The organism is Alteromonas abrolhosensis (genome assembly GCF_001953635.1).
Lineage (GTDB): Bacteria > Pseudomonadota > Gammaproteobacteria > Enterobacterales > Alteromonadaceae > Alteromonas > Alteromonas abrolhosensis.
This window is the reverse complement of sequence record NZ_MEJH01000004.1, coordinates 64,645-87,134: the sequence shown is the minus strand read 5'-3', so window position 1 is coordinate 87,134 and position 22,490 is coordinate 64,645. Positions and strand designations below refer to the sequence as shown.

Below are 22,490 nucleotides of genomic sequence, written 5' to 3'. Positions count from 1 at the left end.
CGTGACCGACTTTCGCGATTTGTCTTTACAGGGACTTTGGAAAAACAACCCCGCACTGGTTCAGCTGCTAGGGTTATGCCCGCTATTAGCCGTTACTGCAACATTCATCAATGGCTTGGGGTTAGGCCTTGCTACCATGTTGGTACTAATAGGCAGTAACGTTACCGTTTCACTTGTTCGAAATGTAGTAAGAAACGAAATCCGCATCCCTGTCTTTGTCATGATCATTGCGGCTTTCGTTACCATTGTTCAGCTTTTAATGAATGCTTATACCTACGACCTTTACTTAGCATTAGGTATTTTCATTCCATTGATTGTAACTAACTGCGCCATTATCGGCCGCGCAGAGGCGTTTGCGTCTAAAAATGGGCCGCTCGCCTCTGCCTACGATGGGCTTATGATGGGACTGGGCTTTACCGCGGTGTTGGTTATTTTAGGGGGTATGCGTGAAGTATTGGGCGCAGGTACGCTATTAGCGGGCGCAGACAGGCTGTTTGGCCCAATTGCTGCGAACTGGACCATAACACTATTTAACACTGAGAACCCGTTTTTGCTTGCGATTCTGCCGCCAGGTGCCTTTTTGGGAATGGGCCTTCTAATTGCCATTAAAAACGGTATAGATGCTAAATTAGCCGCGCAACAAAAAGTACCTGCGGTGAAAGCTGAGCGCGTACGCGTTACCGCTGAGAACTAGGCTCTTACTCAATTTCTTAGAGTGTGCTTCACTTTCGATTCAACTCCCAACGCATTTTCATTTGGGAGTTCCCACGCTCTAAAACACGCACAACCAAAAAAGAACTAAGAAATGAATGACGTAACTAAGCCCATAAAAGCGCTTTCCAAGCAGGAAAAAGTAAAGGAAATCATGCGAATTTTGGATGACCTATATCCAGAAGTTCCTATTTTTCTTGACCATAAAGACCCATACACACTGTTAATCGCCGTTCTTCTCTCAGCGCAATGTACAGACGAACGCGTTAACCAAATTACGCCAAAACTCTTTGCTAGAGCTGATAATCCATATGATATGGTGATGATGAGTATTGAAGAAATTCAAGATATTATCCGTCCTTGTGGTTTGTCTCCAATGAAGTCCAAAGGCATTTGGCATTTGTCTGACATGATCATTAAACAACACAATGGTGAAGTGCCAGCAAACTTTGAAGCACTAGAAGCTATGCCCGCTGTTGGCCACAAAACTGCCGCAGTGGTTATGTCTCAAGGCTTTGGGATTCCCGCGTTTCCCGTAGATACTCATATCCACCGATTAATGTATCGCTGGGGGTTGTCGAACGGAAAAAGTGTTGAGCAGACAGAGCGTGACGCAAAACGTTTGTTCCCAAAAGAAAGGTGGAACGATTTGCATCTCCAAATCATTCTATATGGCAGAGAATACTGCCCTGCCCGCGGTTTCGACTTAAACAAATGTGTCATTACACGCGAGTTCGGCAGAAAGAGTTTCATTAACGAAGTACTGAAGGAACAAGAGAAAAAACAAAAGTTGGCGCTTAAGAAGAAGCGTAAATAGAACCTCATAATATAGAAGCGTAGAATAAGCCACTATTATCGAAAAAGGAGCCTTTAAACTCCTTTTTCGCGCCCCCTATAAAGCTATTCCTGAGGGCTAAACTGGTAAAATGCGTAAGCTCTAGAAGGCTCTTCCGCTGCAATAACAATCCCTTTTCTATCATTAATTGAATTTTGAAACTCAAATGGAAATACGCCATAGGCAAGAAGCCCTTCATATACGAAATCTTCAAAGCAAACATCTGCTTTAACGGTAATACTGAAGATTGCAGTCACTCCGCTGATAGGTTCGGCTGTACCTGAGAATACGCACCCGTTAGTATCTGAACCGCTGATTATTCCGTCAGCATCAATAGCGAATGAGCGAGTGTAAGACCCCTCCGTCCATGAACTCGAATAATTGCCAGCTATGTCGATAAGAGAAACATCGTTTGATGAGCCAACCTTAGCGGTAGAAAAACCTAAACCACCATCTGATACTGTTGACGAACCTTCAAGTGAGTCTGCTACCGCGGTCACCTGCATCGCCCCTTGGCGAGTCATTCCAGTTCCTGGATACAACATCGTGTCATCAGATGAAAAGATGTTTTCGCTTACAGAGCCATGAGCAATCAGCGTGTTATGGGACGCCTCAGAAAACATGATAGCCTTACCCTCAGGGGAGACAGCAATTACAATTGCTTCCTGCCCATCTTCACCCGTTGTTGCTTGCCCAAACCATATCCCAAGCACCGAGTCCGTTTGTAAGGCACTATCTTTATCATTTGAACTGCTGCCACCGCACCCCGTGAGAAAGAGCGAGCAAGCTACGATACTGACTCCAGCAATGTCCATGAGAAAGGCTTGTGTTTTGTGCTTTAAAGATGAATTTAAATAAGAATCTGAGGATTTATCCATACGTACCTTCCTTGTAATCCATTTTCCTTTTTAAGAAACGTAACATTAATTGTAATAGCCTAAAAGCTCCAGTTGCGATTAACACACTATTTACGCTTGTGGTTTGCCTCGAAAGCGACAAACAAATTGGCTATGATGGGTGCATCACAGCTTTGCTCGTGCAAGTTAAGTAAAAATATAAAAATACCCCATGGAGAACACATGTCTCGATTGAATACTTTCGCTAGAAATTTAGCGTTTGGTGCATTAGTAAGTGCATGCAGTTTTGGCGTTTTCGCCAACACCTCACCCATTAGTGACGAGCAAAAGAAAAATGCTGAGGCGTTAATTCAAAAAGCGCTAAAAAGTGACTTAGGCTATAGCATCGTTGAATCACTAACTACAGAGATTGGCCCTCGACTAGGCGGCTCTGAAGCAGAAAAGCGGGCCAGAGATTGGGGTGTTGTGGTAGGAAAGCGCCTAGGTTTTGATAAAGTAAGCATAGAAGAGTTTACTATGCCCTTTTGGGATAGAGGTCACCTGCATATTTTACTCACTGCACCTTATACACAACCGCTTTACGGCACAGCCCTTGGCGGCGCAGCGCCTTCAGAAAGCGAGATCAATGCAGATATCGTTTATTTCAGAGACATTCATGCATTAACCGCTGTTAAAGATGGTGCACTTAAAGGCAAAATTGCATTTGTAGATGGCGACGCCATGGTAAAAAGCCAAACCGGTGCAGGTTATGGTCAAGCAAATCAACGTCGACGCATTGGTTGGCAACATGCTCAACGCGGTGGTGCAGAAGCGCTAGTTGTACGCTCAGTAGGTTCAGACTCTCATCGATTCCCTCACTCGGGGATGATGAGTTCAGACGGCGACAATTGGTCAAATATTCCAGTAATCGCTATATCGAACCCAGATGCAGACCATTTACGACGCCTACACAATTTAGGCAAGCCTTTGTCATTGTCGCTCCACTCTGAATCTAAATGGAAAGGCGAAGTAAAAAGCGGTAATGTGATTCTGGACTTAGTGGGCAGTGAAAAGCCTGAAGAAATTGTACTTATTGGCGGGCACCTAGACAGTTGGGATTTAGGTACTGGCGCAGTTGATGACGGTGCGGGTATTGCTATTACAACGGCAGCCGCCGCATTAATTGCTTCTTTGCCGGAGCGCCCAAAGCGCACCATTCGTGTGGTTATGTTTGGCGCTGAAGAAGTGGGTTTGTTAGGCGCCTTCGCTTACGCTAAACAGCACGAAATGAACCTTGAAAATCACGTTCTGGCCACAGAATCTGACTTTGGCGCGCAAACTATCTGGCAAGTAGTGTCAAACGTGAACCCCGAAGCGACTGTACTAGTTGATGAAATCGCAAAGATTTTATCACCGTTAGGTATAGTGCGTGGTGGCTCAGACATTGCTGGCGGCGGCCCTGACATTATACCGCTAGCTGCGAAAGGCGTGCCGACCATTAGGTTGAACCAAAACGGCAGAGATTACTTTGATCTTCACCACACGCCAGATGATACCTTAGATAAAATTGACCCTGATGAACTCGCGCAAAACATCGCAGCCTACGCAGCAAGCATATACTTGCTAGCAGATTCGGACGTTGATTTAAGAGCTAAAAAGTAATTAATCTTAAGTAGACATTGGTCAGTACTCAACGTGCTGGCCATTGTCATTCCCGCCTTGTCACAGTTCAGCTGACCTTGCCTTTACTAAACTACCCTAATCAAGACGCAGGACCTTTCTAACCATATATCACTGCTAACACCTACTGTTTTTAACGTTTCATCGTTCAAATAAACATTCAACGTAGGGAGTTACAGCTGTAAATAAGCGCGATTATTCACATTACCTAAGCCTTCTAGAGCTTTAAAATAAAGGGTTTGAACTACTGTTTTTCTATTGAGCTTGAATAAGCTGGGCAACAAATCGCTTTGCTTCTTGCCTTGATGGCAATTCTACATGCCGATAAGTATTCGCATGTTTAAAGGCAACGTTTGTTTTATTTATGGAGATATTTGAAATTAACGCACCAGACATGGCGCTATTAAAGCTAGAGATAGAATTTTGAAATTGCATAGTAAATACTTCTTTTTTGATGTTGTTTGTTTTGAATTCCTCGCAGGTTGGGTAAAGAAATCGAAAAACGATAATTAGGCTCTTGCGTGAACACAAAGTTTCAGAAAGAGCCCATATTTAATGAGGTCACTTCATATAGGAGAAATGACCTTTGATAAGCTTAGAGGTCTTATCGAACTACTACGTTAGCAGCTTGTGGACCTTTTTGGCCTTGTTCAACTTCGAAGCTAACTGCTTGACCTTCAGCAAGAGTCTTAAAGCCGTCAGAAGTAATTGAACGGAAGTGTACAAATACGTCTTTGCCACCAGCTTCAGGAGTAATGAAACCGAAACCTTTTTCCTCGTTAAACCACTTAACTGTACCGTTTACAGAATTAGACATAATAATAACCTTTTAAAAAATTGATGTAATGGTGGAAACCACCGATAGCTATAGACATAACTAAGCTAGTAAAGCAGTTGTATATCTATCTAGAACTTCAATTTGAAGGTATAAAGAAAGGTACAGCGCAGTATTAGGTAAAGCGTAAAACATATCTAGAGCGAGCGGAAATGTACAGGTTATTCGCGAAGATGTCCAATTATTTTTAGATTGTTTTTTAGTCATACCTTTTTCACACATTCTTTGTTTGTATTTTGAATACGTATGTTTATTCAAGGGGCTTAAAAGCTGCGCTAACCTTACTTTTTTGTTTTAGGTTCAGATTATGACAGACATGTATGCATTAACGGGTAAAACAGCCATTGTTACTGGCGGCGGTAAGGGTTTAGGTAAAACCATTACACGGTATTTATTGGAAGAAGGTATGAATGTGGCGATTTGTGGCCGTACCAAAAACACAATTGTAGAAACCGTTACACAGTTTGAAGTTGCTTTTCCGGGCAAGATTTACGGCCAAGTTTGCAATGTTGCAAGCAGCTCGGATGTCGCAGATTTTGTTGCTAACGCAAAACGCACATTTGGCGAGTTACACGTTCTAATTAACAACAGTGGTTTTGGTAAAGAAACGCTTATCTGGGAAACCAGTGAAGATGATTGGGACGAAGTAATGGATACTAATGTAAAAGGTACCTTCCTTATGTGTAAAGAGGTTGTGCCTCATATGATTGACAATAAAGAGGGTTACATCATCAATATAGCTTCTCAAGCGGCATTGAACGGCTATGCGAATGCGGGCGTTTACTGTGCATCAAAATTTGCAATGGTGGGGCTTGGAAAAGCGTTGCAAGAAGAAGTTCGTCCCTACGGCATTCACGTTCACTCCCTAAACCCTGCGCTAATTCAATCACAGAAAACAGAAACAGAGAAAGTAGACAGTGGCCTGATTCAAAATGAAGACCTAGGCAAGATGGTAGTGTACCTGTTGAGCCAGCCTCGCCGTCTTAAAATTGATAATATCGGTCTGTGGGGCTTTTAATATAATTAACTAGAATTGTAAAACTGTCTTAAAGCGTTAACATTTCCTTATTATCATAAGCGCGTGTCGTTTGCGTTTACTTATAAAAGTACTCTATGAATTTAGGAGTACAGAAAAGTAACGTCCAACACGCAATCACAATGCTGTGTGCCATCGAGTTATTCCGATGGCTCGAAAAGGAATCTGTTATGCGAATGCTTCACACCATGCTTCGAGTTGAAAACTTAGAAGCTTCACTTCATTTTTATACTTCACTCATGGGCATGCGCCTTCTTCGTCAGTCTGAAAACAAAGAATACGAATATACGCTGGCTTTCGTTGGATATGGTGATGAAGCTGACAGTACAGTATTAGAACTTACCTATAACTGGGGCGACAATACCTACGATAAGGGTAACGCATATGGTCATATCGCCATTGAGGTAGATGACATCTATCAGTTTTGTGAGAATTTAGAAGCAAATGGTGCCGATGTGTATCGCAAACCAGGTCCTGTCAAAGGTGGGTCAACAATTATCGCTTTTGTACGCGACCCCGATGGATATGCAATAGAACTCATACAAAATAAATCAATCTCGCTGTGATCAAGCTCGCAAGCTAGAGCGCGAGAAGAAGCCCTTGATACTTAAAGCGATTTAAACGCTTTAGACGCTTTAGACGCCACAGTATCACATACAAAAGTGTGACACAGATTAGCAGCCAATTAAAACACATGGAGTGACGTTACATGCTACGAAATCGCTTGTTATTTACGCAAAACGCTAAAAGTATAAATCTAGCTGGAATAGCGGTAAACCTGAAGTCTAAAGCAAAGGGCAATGTAAATTTTTGCACTAAACCCAAAGCAAAACTATCCGCTATTCTGCCAGCGTTACTTGTCGCTTTTACCGCTTCATTTGCTTCTGGAAATGCGTTTTCGGCCACTGCTGCGTATAACGACCGTGCGCAAACAATCGCTGATACTAAAGTTAAGGATGAAGAGCGATTTACGGTTATTGCCCATCGCGGCGCATCTGGCTATTTACCTGAGCATACTCTCGAAGCTGCTACTCTCGCTTTTTCATTGCGCCCTGATTTCATCGAACAAGATGTTGTTATCACCAAGGACGACATTCCCGTTGTACTACACGACATTCATTTAGAAACGGTTACCAACGTAGAAGATGTGTTCCCGGCGCGCCATCGAGGTGACGGCCGTTATTACGCGCGTGATTTTACCCTTGAAGAACTGCGACAACTGCGGGTACACGAGCGCACTAATAGTGACGGAACCCAAGTGTTTGCCGATAGATATCGCGGTAACCACGCTAACTTCAAAGTGGCTACATTAGCTGAACATTTTGAATTAATCAGCGAGCTAAATCGCCAATTTGGCACATCTGTAGGGGTTTATCCTGAAGTAAAGTCCCCTGCCTTTCACATTAAAGAAGGCATTGATGCCAGTAAAATCGTTGTAGATGCTTTAAATGCTTACGGATTTGGTGGCGAGAGTGGTAATAGCTATCTGCAATGCTTCGACTTTAACGAAGTTAAGCGCATTCGTGAAACCCTGGGCTATAAAGGTAAAGTTGTCATGCTGATTGGCGAGAACGACTGGGGCGAAAGCGACACAGACTATGAATGGCTGCGCACACAGAAAGGCATGCAGCAAGTTGCATTGTATGCCGATGGCATAGGCCCTTGGTTAGGCCATTTACTCGATAAAAAAGCGATGGGTCAAGGTAAAATAGAAGCTGCGGAATGGATTAAATACGCCCACGAAAATAACCTGACAATCCACCCCTACACCTACCGACATGATGCACTACCGGCAGGTATGAGTTCAGAACAAGTCTTGGAGGTTTTAGACAACGTAGTACATGCTGACGGGGTTTTCACCGATCAATTAGTACCGGTATTAAGGTGGCGAGAAAAATAAAACCAACGCATTTTAAAGCGAGTGTAGGCGCGAGAATTAGCGCCTAAGATTTTGAAAGTCGCACCACCACACGTCTATTTTGCGCGCGGCTTTCTCGCGTATCGTTTGGTGCAATATGGCGTTTCTCACCGTGGCCTGTTAACTGAATTCGATCTTCAGGTACACCTAGCGTCGTCAAATAGCTTTTTACTTCGTTGGCCCGTCGAATAGACAATTGTTCGTTGTTGTAGCGACCGCCATAGCTATCGGTATAACCGTCAAGAAGCACAAGCTCAAGCTCGCTGTCCTCTTTCAAATATTCACCAATCATGGTTAAACGCTTTTGCGAATATTTGGTCAGTTCTGTGCTGTTGTTCTGATAAGACAATACCGTGTAGGCAATATCATCGAAACTAAACGGGAGTAGGTTCGAGACACACTTAACGAATTCTCGATACACGCCTGAAAAATTACTGGCGTTTAGTGCCACGCTCACCTGGTCGTATTTGTTATACCAGTCTTGGTAATAGATTGTGGGCCAAAAGCCTTTTTCTAATTCAGACAGCATAGTCCACGCAGCATCTTGGGGTAGATCACCGTTGTACTGTTTTCGAAGAGACATGTCGGCTATGGTTTTAGGCGCGACGCCTGGCATCCATTTAGGTGGTACAGAATAAACTGCAGCCATATCAAATTTGCTGGGCAGCAAATGCATGTCCAGCTCAAATTCCATGTTAAGTTGCTTCGATGCCGTGCTTGTGAACATGGCTTCTCCGTAACCCGGTAATTCGTGGTTGAGAGTACACTGAAGACGGGTGTCGGTATCGATACGCCAGTTGGAGCTTTCTATGGTTGCAGAATATTGCCGCATGGCAGCGTGGGAAGATAATGACCCCACTATCCCCAATAAAGCGATATATTTTAATTTCGACACCATTTCGACACCATAACGAAAATCAGACAAACACGGGCAAGAGACAATGATACGTCCCGAATCACCAAGCATATTGAATCAAATTAACTTATATAAAACACTCTCAATGAGCTTTTGAATTCATTACGCTTAATATGATTATCGTCCAAATTGTAGAAAAGTTTAGCGTTTAATACCATCGGAGTTTCGTACCATTGCTATACCCCTGATTTAACAACGTATAAATTGAAACTGGCAACTCGAAGGTATCCTTGCGATAATTCTTTTACGCAATATGCTTCGCAGGTTGGTACGCACTTGAGTCACCAACCAATTTACGCAATCGAGTCTTACAAGAGTGTTTATGTCTGCCAACCCGCCCCTTCTTTCCCAGCGCTTTCGAGGTTATTTTCCCGTTGTCATCGACGTTGAAACAGCCGGATTTAATGCAGGCACTGACGCCCTGTTAGAATTAGCAGCGGTAACAGTAAAAATGGATGAAAACGGTATACTTCATCCCGATCAAACTTTTCACTATCACATTGACCCCTTTGAAGGTGCCAACCTAGAGCCAGCAGCCTTGGAATTTAATGGCATCGACCCAAATTGTGCGTTACGAGGTGCGATTGAAGAAAGCGAAGCCATGAAGGACTTATGTAAAGGTATCCGCAAGGCTCAAAAAAATGCTGACTGCCAACGTTCTGTTATTGTTGCCCATAATGCAACGTTCGATCAGAGTTTCGTCAATGCTGCGATAGAGCGCTGTAATATAAAGCGCACACCGTTCCACCCATTTGTTTCGTTTGATACCACCAGTCTTGCAGGTCTTGCCTTAGGACAAACTGTTTTAGTAAAAGCGTGCCGTGCTGCAGGGATTGCATTTGATCAAAACGAAGCGCACAGCGCGCTATATGACGCCCAGAAAACAACTGAGCTATTTTGCTATATGGTAAATCGCTATAAAGCGTTAGGCGGATGGCCTGTAGAAAATAAAGAGTAGTTTTGTTCGAACTGGTATAAACAAAAACAGCGCCAAAAGGCGCTGTTTTTTTATAATCTTCGAACAGGTTAACTTATAGCTTGTCTGCTTCTTCAGATAGGTACTTAGCAACACCTTCAGGTGATGCATCCATACCCGCTTTACCTTCAGTCCAACCCGCTGGGCAAACTTCACCATGCTCTTGGTGGAATGCTAGCGCGTCTACCATGCGAAGCATTTCGTCAACGTTACGGCCAAGTGGAAGGTCGTTGATTACTTGGTGACGAACCATGCCTTCTTCATCGATTAGGAATGAACCACGGAACGCTACGCCATCTTCTGGGTGCTCAACATCATAAGCTTGGCAGATATCGTGCTTAACGTCAGCAACAAGGGTGTATTTAACTGGACCAATACCACCTTGATTTACTGGGGTGTTTCTCCACGCATTGTGTGAGAACTGAGAGTCGATTGAAACACCGATAACCTCAACACCGCGCTTTTTGAACTCGTCATAACGCTTGTCAAAAGCAATAAGCTCTGACGGGCAAACGAAAGTAAAGTCTAGTGGGTAGAAGAAAACAACGGCTTTTTTACCTTTGATTGCTTCACTTAGTGTGAAAGTATCAACAATTTCACCGCTACCTAGAACCGCTGCTGCAGTAAAATCAGGTGCTGGACGGCCAACTAATACACTCATGAGTCTCTCCATTTATATTTGGATTGTAATAATAGAAGCGATTACGTTGCGTAACCACTTTGATAAGAAATTTCCTACTCACAAAATAGGTACGAATATGGAAATAACAATATTAAACAATGAGTTTTTTTACTGTTCCTACCAATACATACTTAATTTCACGACTCACTGTTCAGTCTTTCTTCAATTACCTTGTATTAAATTTGTCATTATCCACTTGCCAAAGTAAAGAATAACAATTATTATCATTTACAGATTCATTTGGAGTACGTTTAATGTTTGTTTGCATGTGCTATGGGGTAACTGATAAAAGCATTCGCGCAGCGGTTGAAGAAAACGGCGTGGGAAATATGCGAGAGTTACGTCAACATTTAGAGCTTGGCTCACAATGCGGTAAGTGCATCAACATGGCTCAACAAATCATTGACCAAACTATCGTCGATGAGTCGTTATTTAAAGACGTTGGCTAGACAATTAGCCAACCCGCGTATTCTTAACACGCAACATCACCGCTCTAAGTATCCTTTCCTAGACTTAAAACACCGTATTTATTATCACGAATACTAATTTTAGTGGCCTAAGTCTTGTCCTATTTCTCTAAGTAAAATCCGAGTTCAGTTACTTTAGTAACATTCACATCGCCACCTAGTCCAATTAAAACGATAGGTTGTCGGCCTTTCAAACTCAAAGCTAGGCGCATTTTTTACTTTCACTAAGTACAACGTGCCATTTAACTACGTAGCTTTTCTGAAAAAAAGCCCTAGTTAAAGGTGTACTCGATACCTGCATAGTAGAAAGCACCATTTATTCCACTAGGCGATGTGGGTGGGTAAAGTGCGCCTACCTCACCTTTATAAGGATTAACATCGGGGAGCGAATCAAAAAGATTTTGAGCGCCAAAGGTTACCTGGGTTTGAGGAAATACTTTCCACGCAACTTGGGCATCGAATGTAGTTAACGCATTGCCGTATATGTCCATACCCGCGGATGCATCAAGATGGTCTTCATAAAATTTACCGTAATAATTAAGCCGCCAAGTAAACGCCCATTTATCTTTTGATTGCTCCAGCGTGATACTGCCTCGATGAGCAGGCAAATTATCTTCCAGCATCCGAATTCTTGCCTGTGTAAGGTTAGGTAGTAGCTGTATTTCGCCTTCCACCTGCGCAGGATAAAGCGTAACTCGCTCTACCTGCGTGTCTGTCCAGTTGTAGGCTAATAATAAAGAATTTGACCAATCATTTAGCGAAAAATTGTAGTTAACAACTAAATCAACACCCTGAGTTTTTGTGTCAAAGTCGTTAGTAAAATACTTTGCTGCGTTATATTTCGCTGCGTCCGGACGTCCTTGAGCAATAAGCGCACTAATATCTTCATCGGTTAACGGGATTGCTGATGTTGTGCTAATGCGATCTGAAAGACGAATATTGAAATAGTCGAGTGTCGCAAAAAAGTTCTCGCTTGCCTGCATAACTAGCCCAAGGCTAAAGTTCACCGATTCTTCAGGCGTAAGTGGCGTTGCGCCCAGCTGCAGCGAGATAAGATCAGTTGGAGGCAGCGTTGCTTGGTCTTCCAGTCCATTAATACCATAAGCAGTAGTTACGTTAATAACATTACTCTGCCCTATTGTTGGCGCCTTAAACCCCGTATTCACAGAGCCCCGCAATGCGAAAACGTCATTCAATTTATAGCGAGTACTTAATTTTCCATCGAATGTCGAACCGAAATCACTGAAATGCTCTACACGCGTGGCAACACCAAACTGCCATGCTTCGGTTACATAGAACTCCAAATCGGCGTATACCGCCCAATTACTTCTGCTCCAGTGTCCAGCACTTTGAGGCTGATATCCCGGAAAACCATTGGAACCGATGGAAAAGCCTTGGTTTAACCCAAGTGGCGGTTCTAGGGCGAAAGGGCCTGCAATATATGACGCTTCATCACCGGCTTTCTGAAAATAGGTTTCCTTACGCCATTCAAAACCCACGGCAATGCTAACCGGATCGTCGAAGATAGTCTGAACCAGTTTGTTAAAATCTAAGTTAAGCGTTCGCTCTACTTGCGATACACCACCGGGCGAAAACGAAGTCGGGGTTTGCGGTCCCAATGATGGGTTAACAGTATTAGAAATGGTATATTCAATGTCGCTGTAACCTAATGTTGCACTGGCATCCATTGCCCAACCTTTAGGCAACTCATGCTTCACGCCCATCGCTATAGAAGCATCTGTTATTGTTCCCCCAAATCTTGGCGTAAAACCGCCAGGAAACCACTCATTAAAAGCAAAGCAGTTTGCACCAAGCGCTGTTGTGTTATCTGCAATTAACTGATACGCGGGGTCGAGCAACACGTTATTGTTGGACAATGAAATGGAAGGGCAAGCAATACCGCTCTCCAGTCCATCTAAGTCTGCCACAATCAGGCGGCTTTCCCCTGTGTTAGGGTCGGTGCGACTAAACACTCCCTCTCGTGTTTGCGGATTGCGATAGTAAAAGCCACCGTTGATTTCTCTTCTAGCTGCTGTGGCAAAGCTATAAAATTGCGACGTAGGAGATATGTCAGCGCCTGCATTTAGCGCAAGTTTAATATCTGCGTTAACATCGAGTGCACCCCAAACTTGGGACGGTGAGGAAATAAATATATTACCTTGGTCGATTAGGCTTTGAGCGTCTAAGCGCTGCACAGAGCGCGACGTACCATTTTGCTGACGATATTCTGCCGTCGCATTTAAAAAGCCATTTTCTCCAATAGCGAAGCCTTTATTTAGCTGTACCTGAAACAGTTCACCATCGCCTTCACTATACCCACCTACTTTTAGCGCCACGTGCCCACCTTCCCGGGCATCTTTGAGCACGAAATTTATTACCCCTGCAATAGCATCTGAGCCATACTGGGCAGACGCGCCATCTCGCAGTACTTCAACTTGCTTTAATGCATAGGCTGGTATAACCGATATATCTGGCCCTTGAGCGCCATCAGATAAACCGCCCCCCAAAAATGTAATTACAGCGGAGCGATGACGCCGCTTTCCGTTAAGCAGCAAAAGCGTGTGATCTGAAGACATGCCCCTTAGGTTTGCCGGCCTTACCAGGCTACTGGCATCATTGATAGGCTGATCGTTTACGTTTAACGAAGGAACCATCACACTTAACATGGAAAGTACGTCTGAATTCCCCTGTGAATTAAGGGTTTCAGAACCAATCACATCTAAAGGAACTGGCGAATCAACAGCACTGCGAGGCGAGTTTCGGGTACCGACAACCGCAATTTTCTCAAGTCCATTGCTCCCCTCGTCCGCTTTCTTTACAGCATTTTCTTGCTGCTTTCCCTTCGCGACTAAAGAGGCACGAGAGCGAATACTCAACGCGCCGCTTTCGTCAGTCACTACTGCTAGCTCTGTTCCTTCGAGGAGTTGTGCCAGCGCTTCATTTAACGTGAACGTACCGCTCAATGCGTTTGTTTTTACTTTCTTTGCTAAATCGAAAGGAAACAGTAACGTGGTATTGGCTTGTTTAGCTAGCTCGGTGAGGGCTTCGTTAGCGTTTTGCGCTGGTATTGAAAAACTATATGCATCGGACTTTGGTGCTGACTGTTCCTTGGTGGGAGCAAGACTCTCGCTTTGTGCATACAAACCTTGCGTTGGCGTTAAAAAAAATAAGACGCCAGATACTATATGCAAAGGTGAAATCGCTAAAAAATGGAGAGGTTTACGCGTTTTTTTTTGCGAAAGACAGTGAGCCGAACACGCAAGGGCATGCAGCTTTTCTATTGCCTTTTTTGTTTGCCTGCTTATCGCAAAATTGCCGTATTGCAAGATATAAAATCGATGTGCTTATTATTTTAATTATATTGTCACATTAAAGAAATTGATGCCAACTACGAATAGTAGAAAGCACCTATCTTTCAGAAATATTTAACTTTTCGCTAGCTTAAGCTCAATACTCGTTTCTGTGACTTTCTCGTAATTGATGTTAAAGCTGCTCTTAAGTGCAGACAACAATCCATCTATGTCGCCTACTTTAAAGTAACCAGCTACACGACGCTTGCGCAGGCTTTCGTCCGAAATATTAAAGCGAACGGGTGTATAGCGGCCAATCTCAGCTAATACTGCCTCAAGAGGCTCACCTTTAAATACAATCATGCCTTGTTGCCACGCTAAATCGTCATCTATGTCGTTTTGAGACATGCTCTCACGGGCTTCCACTTTGCCTTGTACTGTAGCCTTTTCACCTGCGAACATGAGAAGGCCTTCCTCAGCAACAGGGCGTTTAGTGAAGAGCGACTCGTTGGAAGACGAAGCCTTAAAGCGGTCTTTCACCAAAACCTTTCCATCGGTAACCACTAACTCAAACGCGTTATCATCCACATATTGCATATTGAAGGCAGTTCCGACTGCTGTAACGGTATTGTTTCCTGCGGTAACAGAGAACGGGCGAGACTTATCGTGAGCCACTTCAAAATGTGCCTCCCCTTTCAATAATACGATATTGCGTGCCGTTGAGGAAAAATCTACCGTTACCACAGAGTTAGTGTTTAGGTGAAGTTTTGAGCCATCAGCTAGCGTCACGTTCTTCTGTTCGCCTACGCCCGTTTGCACTTTCTGCATTACGGCCGCGAATTCAGGGGTGCTGTTTAGCCACGTGCGCTGAACAACAACACCAACAGCAATTGCCATCACTAAGAACGTGGCCGCAATGCCCCAAACGGCAGTTTTAGACATGTTGCCCTTTTTCGACGACTGACGAGAAGTTGGCTGCGGAAATAAACCGCTCAATTCATTCAATACCGACATGTCGTCCCACAAGCTAGCGGCGTCTAGCAAAGCTTGACGATGCGCATTACTTTCCGACAACCAGGCGTCTAACTCTGTTTTTTCGTCACTTTTTAAGCCGCGATCGAGACGGCTTATCCATAAGCATGCTTGCTCTTGGATATCTTCTTTGCTTGAAAACTGGCGAATATTATTCATGTTAACTACGGCTTATGTCCTGAGTCGCGTTAGCAGTGGCACGGGGGGATGCACTGTCTTTTGACAGCTCGGCTAAGTACCTAGAGCACATCATTAAACCTTTGGCGACATGCTTCTCAACGGTGCTTTCGCTTAGCCCCACAAGCTCTGCAATCTCTTTTTGTCGCATGCCATATACTTTTTTCAGCAAAAATACGCGTTTTACATCAGCAGACAATGTATCTGTCGCTCGGCAAAAATGAATAAAACGCTCTTTGCTTTCTACATTTTTTTCTAAACTGTGCCCTACAAGCTCATAAGGCAAAATATCCATGTCATCGAGCTGCTGCTTATTTTTGTTTTCAGCTTTTGCAACATGGTTTAGCGCTAGATTACGCGCTGTTTTGAGCATATAGGTACGCTCATACTGTATTTCTTGTTTTAACTCTGCCTCGTAGCTTTTAATAAAAGCTTCTTGCACGATGTCTTCAATGTCGTCGGCGCCAACAATAGAACCTACCGCACGCATTAGCTTTGAGCGGTATTTTAAAAAGGTTTCAGCTACTGTCGACTTTCTCGTCATAATATTAAATATTGTGTGTTTCGATTTGCTTACATTGGCATCAATAATGCCTGCTTTTTCGTTCTTTTTCACCTAATAAAATAAAAGGGGGCTAATGCCCCCTTAACTTTGAAACATTAAGTGAAAGTTTGGTTTATAGGTAATTGCTTACCTATTAAAAAGTGTAAACACCTCTTAGGTAGTAGAAGCCACCGTTAATACCAATAGGTGATGTTGTTGGATACGCTGAACCAGCAATCTGTGCATAGGTGATACCACCTGCATCAGTATTGTTTTCGTCAGGGTATTCATCAAACGCGTTCTTAGCACCAACAGTTACCGTGAACTCTTCAGTGAAGTTATATGCCACTTCAAAGTCGAACGTAATTTCAGAACCTACTTTGTCAATCGGCAATGCAGAGTCTAGGTGATCTTCGAAGATGCTACCGTAGTAGTTCATTCGCGCAAGGAAACGCCAGTCACCATTGGTGTGATTCGCTGTAGCACTGTAGCGAACCGCTGGTAGGTTATCTTCCAGCATGCGGATACGCTCCGGTGAAATATTCTCTGATGCACGATCTACTTCTGTCGACGTCCAGTTATAAGCTAGCGAGAACTTAGTTTCGCCGCCCATCATTTCCATCGAGTAGTTCGCTACAACGTCAACACCTTCAGTGGTTGTATCAAAGTCGTTAGTAAAGAAGCTAATCTCTTGGAAGCTAGACGCATCGTTTACGCCTTGCGCAAGAAGAGCAGCGATATCTTCGTCAGTTAACTCGATACCAGAGGCAGTACTGATACGGTCTGTCAGTTCAATGTTGTAGTAGTCAGCGGTAATGAATAGGCCATTATCGAAATCGGCTACCACACCAAACGTGATACTTTCTGACTCTTCAGGCGTTAACTGCTCACCACCTTTAAGTTGAGACACTGGATCTGTCGGAGGTAGTGTTGCACGGTCAATAAGCTCACCACCTGTACCAAATGCTGTAGTTACGTTACGTACGTTGCTTTGACCAAGGGTAGGTGCTTTAAAGCCTGTTGAGAACGCACCACGGAAAGCGATGTTCTCAAGTGCTTGCCAACGGAAGGCAATCTTACCTTTCGTTGTGTCACCGAAGTCAGAGAAGTCTTCGTAACGTAGCGCACCGGCTAACATGAATGTCTCAGTGATGTACGCTTCAGCGTCAATGTATAAAGCGATGTTGTTGCGGGACACACGACCTTGGCTATTGGCTGCCAAGCCAGGGAAACCATTTGAGCCAATGCCAAAGCCTTGTGTCGCCAGCGGACCTATTTCATAAGAGGCAGTATCACCTGCAAAGCTCTCATAACTTTCGTTGCGATATTGGAAACCTGTCGCTACAAACAATGGTTCATATAAACCAACATCGAACGGCTTCGTGAAATCAATATCAAGAGTTTGCTCAGACTGCGTATAACGACCTGGGCTAAATTCTGTCGGAGTATCAGGACCTAAAGACGGGTTGATTGTGTTGCTAATCGCAAAATCAACTTCGTTTTGGCCAAGGTTCAAGCTCACGTCATACGTGATATCATGGTCAAGCTCGCCTTTAGTACCAAAGACAAGTGACATATCTGTAACCGTACCACCGAAACGAGGCGTGAAACCACCAGGCAACATTTCGTTGAACGCCCAACAATCAGGGTTGTTCTGAACTTCGTTAATATAACGTGGGTTCTCTAGTACGTTATCACCAACTACGATGTCTGTTGGACAGTTACCTGACATGTCGCCAGTTAAATCACCAACAAGAAGTAGTTGCTCGCCATCTTCATTTGTACCACCGTCGTTCACACCACCACGATTGTGCGGGTTACGGAAGTAGAAACCACCTTCAACTTCACGCTCGGCATAGTTACCAAACATGTAAGCTTCTGAGGTAGCAGAAAGCTCAATACCTGCATTAGCGAAAAGCTTAATGTCGTGTTTGATTTCAGGTGAACCCCAAATTTGCGCAGGATCTGCAACAAAGGTATTGCCTGCTGCTATCAATGCAGCAGCGTCGGCACGCTGTACACTTCGAGATGTGTCGTCTGCAGTACGGTATTCAGCTGAAAGGTTAATAAAACCTTTGTCAGAAAGCGGAAGACCTACGTTACCCGACATTTGAATCATGTCGCCGTCGCCTTCGTAGTAAGAGCCGTAACGGGCTTCAAACGAACCGCCTTCTGACGCATCGTTAAGTACGAAGTTAATTACCCCAGCTATAGCATCAGAACCGTATTGTGCTGCTGCACCATCACGAAGTACTTCCACCTGCTTTAATGCCGCTGCAGGGATAACAGAAATATCAGGGCCTTGGGCACCGTCAGAAAGACCACCACCTAGGAAAGTGATAACAGCAGAACGGTGACGACGCTTACCGTTTACAAGCACTAGCGTGTGGTCCGATGCCATACCACGAAGGTTAGCGGGACGAACTAGCGTTGAAGCATCGTTGATAGGCTGATCGTTTACGTTAAATGACGGAACAACAGTTTGCATCATAGATACCATATCGGTGGCACCCTGCTGCTTAAACTCTTCGTCAGAAATAATGTCAATTGGAACCGCAGAGTCAGCGACCGAGCGTGGTGCTGCACGCGAACCAACTACCGCAATTTGTTCGAAATCTTCGGCTTTAGCACTCTCTTCAGCTTCTTGCGCATAAACAGGTGCAGCGGCCATTACTGAAAACGCAGCTGATGCGGCTAATACGCCACGCACGTTTTTGGTCAATAAAGACAAGGTTGGATTCATGGTGGTTTCCCGGAGTTTCTCTAAGACACCTTCAGCGTTTTGCACACATCAAAAAAGTGTTCAGAGTAGTTGTTATTTTTACCTTCAACACTGACTCATTTGCGGTCAGATGGTGTTTTTTATAGAACGCAAGATATTAAAAAACAAACCTTTTTCGACAAAATAAAAATATTTTTTCACACCATAGAGGATTTTAATTTCTGACCTGTCTATATAGTTTTTACGGGAATAAAAGTGCGGGGCTTTTAGCGATTTTTAATAAAAAAAGCCGACTATAAGCCGGCTTTTAAATCGTTTTTTACAAACCTAAAGGTTTGCGCGTGATACGCAAAGATTTACTCTGCTTCTTTATACTTCGCAGCAGTTTCTTTAATGAGTGGCTGAAGCTCGTTTTGTTGAAACATTTCAATGATGATATCGCAACCACCTACAAGCTCACCTTCAACCCAAAGCTGCGGAAAGGTCGGCCAGTTTGCATATTTTGGCAGTTCAGCGCGGATGTCTGGGTTTTGAAGAATATCTACATAAGCAAATGGTTCGCCACATGACATCAACGCTTGTGATGCTTGTGAAGAAAAGCCACAGCTAGGTAGTTTAGGAGAACCCTTCATGTATAACAAAATTGGGTTTTCTTCGATTTGCTGCTTGATTCTATCTAGCGTTGATTGATTTTCAGTATTATCCATTTGATTCCTCTGAGCACAAAAGTGTATTCCCTGTTAAATGGGAATACATGAATGATTTATCAAGGCAGAGGGTACCATAAATTTATCTTTAATAACCCATAGCTGGATTGATCTTTTCATCCTCTGAATCGTTATCTACCCATACACTGCAATACAATTTAGTGTCACAATTTAACTTTTGAAAAAAAATTCACATTTTTGTCATTGAGTTATAGGACTTTATCCCCATATCTGGGATATGCTTTAGCGTCTAAAGCGGTATATTGAACATATAATTAATATGCACTTATTAACAGGCGAAGATAAGTGGGCTTTAGACTACAATACTAAACCAACATGGAGACCGTCATGGCTTTTGAATTACCAGCATTACCATACGAACAAAATGCACTAGAACCGCATATTTCTGCTGAAACGCTTGAGTACCACTATGGCAAGCACCACGCTACTTATGTAACTAAGCTTAACGGCCTAGTTGAAGGTACTGACATGGAAAACAAAAGCCTAGAAGAAATCATCAAATCTTCTGACGGCGGTGTTTTCAATAACGCAGCGCAGGTATGGAACCACACGTTCTACTGGCACTGCCTAAGCCCGAACGGCGGCGGTGAGCCAACGGGCGCGCTAGCTGAAGCGATCAACGCGAAGTGGGGCTCATTTGCAGACTTCCAAGCAGCATTTAACGACAAAGCTGTTAATAACTTCGGTTCAAGCTGGACGTGGCTAGTTAAAACTGCAGACGGCAGCCTAGACATCGTTAATACAAGCAATGCGCAAACGCCAATCTCTGGCGACGACCTTACGCCAGTGCTTACTGTTGACCTTTGGGAACACGCTTACTACATCGACTACCGCAATGCGCGTCCTAAGTACCTAGAAAACTTCTGGGCACTGGTTAACTGGGAATTCGCTAGCAGCAACTTTGCATAAGCAAAATACCCATGCGCTTAGGGTCTCACACTCTTATTAGCGTAAAGTAAAAATACAGAAAGCCCCGCTTTTAAAGCGGGGCTTTTTTTATGCGACAACTTTCATTAAGTGACACTAAATTCTTATTAAAGTTGCATTTTTCGTTAGACGAAAAGATTAAAAACTATACACAATAATTACTATCGTTTTCCCAAATACCTACTAAGCTGAAATTACGGGGTTCCGTATTTAAGGGGTATTCATGGGTATTTTTGAACACTATCAAAGTCGCTATGAAGAGCGAAAACAGGAAGAGTTCACCATTGGGGAGTTCCTTGAAATTTGTAAAGAGGATCAAACCGCTTATGCAAATGCAGCAGAACGTTTGCTACAAGCTATTGGTGAGCCTGAATTAATCGACACTGCCAACGACCCGGCACTTAGCCGCATTTTCTCAAACCGCGTTATTTCTCGTTATCCAGCTTTTTCAGAATTCTATGGCATGGAAGAGTCCATAGAACAAATCGTCTCTTACCTTAAACACGCCGCACAAGGTCTTGAAGAGAAGAAGCAAATTCTCTATTTGCTCGGCCCAGTGGGTGGCGGTAAATCATCTCTGGCGGAAAGACTTAAAGAACTGATGCAACACGTACCTATTTACATGTTGAAAGGCTCGCCTGTTAACGACCATCCGTTTTGTCTGTTTGACGTCAAAGAAGATGGCGACATTTTACAAAAAGAGTACGGTATTCCTAAGCGCTACTTAAAAACCATTATGTCGCCGTGGGCACGCAAACGCTTGCATGAATTCAATGGCGATATTACCCAGTTTAAGGTGGTTCGCGTTTACCCTTCAGTACTCGACCAAGTGGGTATCGCTAAAACCGAACCCGGTGATGAAAACAACCAAGATATTTCATCGCTTGTGGGTAAAGTTGATATTCGCCGCTTAGAACAATATGCACAAAACGACCCTGATGCTTACAGTTATTCAGGTTCACTATGTAAGGCCAATCAGGGCTTAATGGAATTTGTGGAGATGTTCAAAGCACCGATTAAGGTGCTGCATCCACTTTTAACTGCTACACAAGAGGGTAACTACAACCCAACAGAGGGCTTCTCTGCCCTTCCCTTCGATGGGCTGATACTTGCGCATTCAAACGAATCTGAGTGGCAATCGTTTAGAAACAATAAGAATAACGAAGCCTTCCTAGACCGTGTCTATATAGTAAAAGTACCGTACTGTTTGCGAGTACGTGAAGAAATTAAGATCTACAAAAAGTTACTAGACAGCAGCGAGCTTAACGGCGCGCCCTGTGCGCCAGACACGCTAGAGTGTTTAGCGCAGTTTACTGTGTTATCGCGCTTGAAAGAGCCAGAGAACTCCAGTCTATTTTCTAAAATGCGCGTGTATGATGGCGAGAGCCTGAAAGACACCGACCCGAAAGCCAAGTCTTATCAAGAGTACCGCGACTACGCCGGTGTCGATGAAGGCATGGAGGGGTTATCCACCCGCTTTGCATTTAAGATTCTCTCTCGGGTTTTCAACTTCGATCACCAAGAAGTGGCGGCAAATCCAGTTCACTTGTTTTATGTACTGGAGCGTCAAATTGAACGGGAGCAGTTCCCTCAAGAAACTGCTGACAAGTATTTGGAGTTCTTAAAAGGCTACCTCATTCCTCGCTACGTAGAGTTCATTGGTAAAGAGATTCAAACGGCTTACTTAGAATCGTATTCTGAATATGGGCAAAACCTGTTTGACCGCTATGTAACCTATGCTGATTTCTGGATCCAAGACCAAGAGTATCGCGACCCAGAAACCGGGCAGCTGTTCGACAGAGCGTCGCTGAATGCTGAGTTAGAAAAAACAGAGAAGCCTGCAGGAATAAGTAATCCGAAAGACTTTCGTAACGAAATCGTTAACTTTGTTTTGAGAGCCCGTGCAAATAACGGCGGCAAAAATCCAGCATGGACTAGTTACGAGAAACTTCGCACCGTGATTGAGAAGAAAATGTTCTCTAACACGGAAGATTTACTGCCGGTTATTTCTTTCAACACCAAAGGCTCTGCAGAGGAGCAGAAAAAACACGACGACTTTGTGAACCGTATGACCGAAAAGGGATATACGCAAAAACAAGTTCGGTTGCTGTGTGAATGGTACCTGCGCGTACGTAAAGCGTCTTAGCGTTAAACGTACGTGGTGCTGAAGCGCGAGTA

General features: G+C 43.8%; 20 protein-coding genes. 10 read left to right on the top strand and 10 right to left on the bottom strand.

All coding sequences use genetic code 11. The annotated features are described in order from the left end of the window. Position 1 precedes the first annotated feature (1 nt). Both BGK61_RS07840 and BGK61_RS07835 read left to right on the top strand, forming a co-directional pair. Positions 2 to 694 (top strand): electron transport complex subunit E, encoded by a 693-nt coding sequence (locus BGK61_RS07840; protein WP_076012325.1) that lies wholly within the window; start codon positions 2 to 4, stop codon positions 692 to 694. A 111-nt stretch (positions 695 to 805) separates the two neighbouring features. Continuing rightward, positions 806 to 1,528, top strand: a complete 723-nt coding sequence (locus BGK61_RS07835) for an endonuclease III domain-containing protein (protein ID WP_014997760.1) — start codon at positions 806 to 808, stop codon at positions 1,526 to 1,528. An 83-nt stretch (positions 1,529 to 1,611) separates the two neighbouring features. On the opposite strand, the gene BGK61_RS07830 is transcribed toward BGK61_RS07835, so the two are convergent. Continuing rightward, the gene (locus BGK61_RS07830; protein WP_076012324.1) at positions 1,612 to 2,424 is read right to left on the bottom strand and encodes a hypothetical protein; all 813 of its coding nucleotides are present in this window, start codon (positions 2,422 to 2,424) and stop codon (positions 1,612 to 1,614) included. Positions 2,425 to 2,625: 201 nt separating this feature from the next. Here BGK61_RS07830 and BGK61_RS07825 point away from each other — a divergent pair, with 201 nt between their 5' ends. Further along, entirely contained in the window at positions 2,626 to 4,044 is a 1,419-nt protein-coding gene (locus BGK61_RS07825; protein WP_076012323.1) for a M20/M25/M40 family metallo-hydrolase, read from the top strand. A 273-nt stretch (positions 4,045 to 4,317) separates the two neighbouring features. Here the strand turns inward: BGK61_RS07825 and BGK61_RS07820 are convergent, their stop codons facing one another. Then, on the bottom strand, positions 4,318 to 4,497 hold the full coding sequence (locus BGK61_RS07820; RefSeq protein WP_014997758.1) for a hypothetical protein: 180 nt from the start codon (positions 4,495 to 4,497) through the stop codon (positions 4,318 to 4,320). A gap of 169 nt (positions 4,498 to 4,666) precedes the next feature. After that, a complete protein-coding gene (cspE, locus tag BGK61_RS07815) occupies positions 4,667 to 4,879 on the bottom strand; it encodes a transcription antiterminator/RNA stability regulator CspE (RefSeq protein ID WP_014978693.1) in 213 nt (70 codons plus the stop codon). A gap of 325 nt (positions 4,880 to 5,204) precedes the next feature. Here cspE and BGK61_RS07810 point away from each other — a divergent pair, with 325 nt between their 5' ends. The 3 genes from BGK61_RS07810 (at position 5,205) to glpQ (ending at position 7,833) form a co-directional block, all read left to right on the top strand. Beyond that, on the top strand, positions 5,205 to 5,915 hold the full coding sequence (locus BGK61_RS07810) for an SDR family oxidoreductase (RefSeq protein ID WP_014997757.1): 711 nt from the start codon (positions 5,205 to 5,207) through the stop codon (positions 5,913 to 5,915). A 188-nt stretch (positions 5,916 to 6,103) separates the two neighbouring features. After that, entirely contained in the window at positions 6,104 to 6,499 is a 396-nt protein-coding gene (gene gloA, locus BGK61_RS07805; RefSeq protein ID WP_014997756.1) for a lactoylglutathione lyase, read from the top strand. A 143-nt stretch (positions 6,500 to 6,642) separates the two neighbouring features. Further along, complete coding sequence (gene glpQ / locus BGK61_RS07800; protein WP_014997755.1) at positions 6,643 to 7,833, top strand: glycerophosphodiester phosphodiesterase; 1,191 nt, start codon at positions 6,643 to 6,645, stop codon at positions 7,831 to 7,833. 43 nt (positions 7,834 to 7,876) lie between these two features. Here the strand turns inward: glpQ and BGK61_RS07795 are convergent, their stop codons facing one another. After that, positions 7,877 to 8,749, bottom strand: a complete 873-nt coding sequence (locus BGK61_RS07795; protein WP_044556760.1) for a flagellar protein MotY — start codon at positions 8,747 to 8,749, stop codon at positions 7,877 to 7,879. Positions 8,750 to 9,089: 340 nt separating this feature from the next. On the opposite strand from BGK61_RS07795, the gene rnt reads away from it, so the two are divergent. Then, positions 9,090 to 9,725 carry a ribonuclease T gene (gene rnt, locus BGK61_RS07790; RefSeq protein WP_014997753.1) on the top strand — a complete coding sequence of 212 codons (636 nt, stop codon included), beginning with the start codon at positions 9,090 to 9,092 and terminating at the stop codon, positions 9,723 to 9,725. A 73-nt stretch (positions 9,726 to 9,798) separates the two neighbouring features. Here the strand turns inward: rnt and BGK61_RS07785 are convergent, their stop codons facing one another. Further along, positions 9,799 to 10,404, bottom strand: a complete 606-nt coding sequence (locus BGK61_RS07785; protein WP_039222866.1) for a peroxiredoxin — start codon at positions 10,402 to 10,404, stop codon at positions 9,799 to 9,801. 275 nt (positions 10,405 to 10,679) lie between these two features. On the opposite strand from BGK61_RS07785, the gene BGK61_RS07780 reads away from it, so the two are divergent. Continuing rightward, positions 10,680 to 10,874: a bacterioferritin-associated ferredoxin gene (locus BGK61_RS07780; RefSeq protein ID WP_014948769.1), complete on the top strand. Its 195-nt coding sequence runs from the start codon at positions 10,680 to 10,682 to the stop codon at positions 10,872 to 10,874. Between the two features lie 290 nt (positions 10,875 to 11,164). On the opposite strand, the gene BGK61_RS07775 is transcribed toward BGK61_RS07780, so the two are convergent. The 5 genes from BGK61_RS07775 to BGK61_RS07755 all read right to left on the bottom strand — a co-directional run bounded on the left by BGK61_RS07775 (position 11,165) and on the right by BGK61_RS07755 (position 19,364). After that, a complete protein-coding gene (locus BGK61_RS07775; protein ID WP_234349513.1) occupies positions 11,165 to 14,083 on the bottom strand; it encodes a TonB-dependent receptor in 2,919 nt (972 codons plus the stop codon). Positions 14,084 to 14,317: 234 nt separating this feature from the next. Next, entirely contained in the window at positions 14,318 to 15,373 is a 1,056-nt protein-coding gene (locus BGK61_RS07770; RefSeq protein ID WP_014997750.1) for a FecR family protein, read from the bottom strand. 1 nt (position 15,374) lies between these two features. Further along, positions 15,375 to 16,007 (bottom strand): RNA polymerase sigma factor, encoded by a 633-nt coding sequence (locus BGK61_RS07765; protein ID WP_014978687.1) that lies wholly within the window; start codon positions 16,005 to 16,007, stop codon positions 15,375 to 15,377. Between the two features lie 82 nt (positions 16,008 to 16,089). Further along, positions 16,090 to 18,678, bottom strand: coding sequence for a TonB-dependent receptor plug domain-containing protein (locus BGK61_RS07760; RefSeq protein ID WP_076012320.1), 2,589 nt, complete (start codon positions 18,676 to 18,678; stop codon positions 16,090 to 16,092). Between the two features lie 335 nt (positions 18,679 to 19,013). Then, on the bottom strand, positions 19,014 to 19,364 hold the full coding sequence (locus tag BGK61_RS07755; protein WP_014948765.1) for a Grx4 family monothiol glutaredoxin: 351 nt from the start codon (positions 19,362 to 19,364) through the stop codon (positions 19,014 to 19,016). A gap of 348 nt (positions 19,365 to 19,712) precedes the next feature. Between BGK61_RS07755 and sodB the strand changes: the two genes are divergently transcribed. Both sodB and BGK61_RS07745 read left to right on the top strand, forming a co-directional pair. Further along, positions 19,713 to 20,294, top strand: a complete 582-nt coding sequence (gene sodB, locus BGK61_RS07750; protein WP_014948764.1) for a superoxide dismutase [Fe] — start codon at positions 19,713 to 19,715, stop codon at positions 20,292 to 20,294. A 241-nt stretch (positions 20,295 to 20,535) separates the two neighbouring features. Further along, positions 20,536 to 22,458 (top strand): PrkA family serine protein kinase, encoded by a 1,923-nt coding sequence (locus BGK61_RS07745; protein ID WP_014997748.1) that lies wholly within the window; start codon positions 20,536 to 20,538, stop codon positions 22,456 to 22,458. Positions 22,459 to 22,490 lie beyond the last annotated feature (32 nt).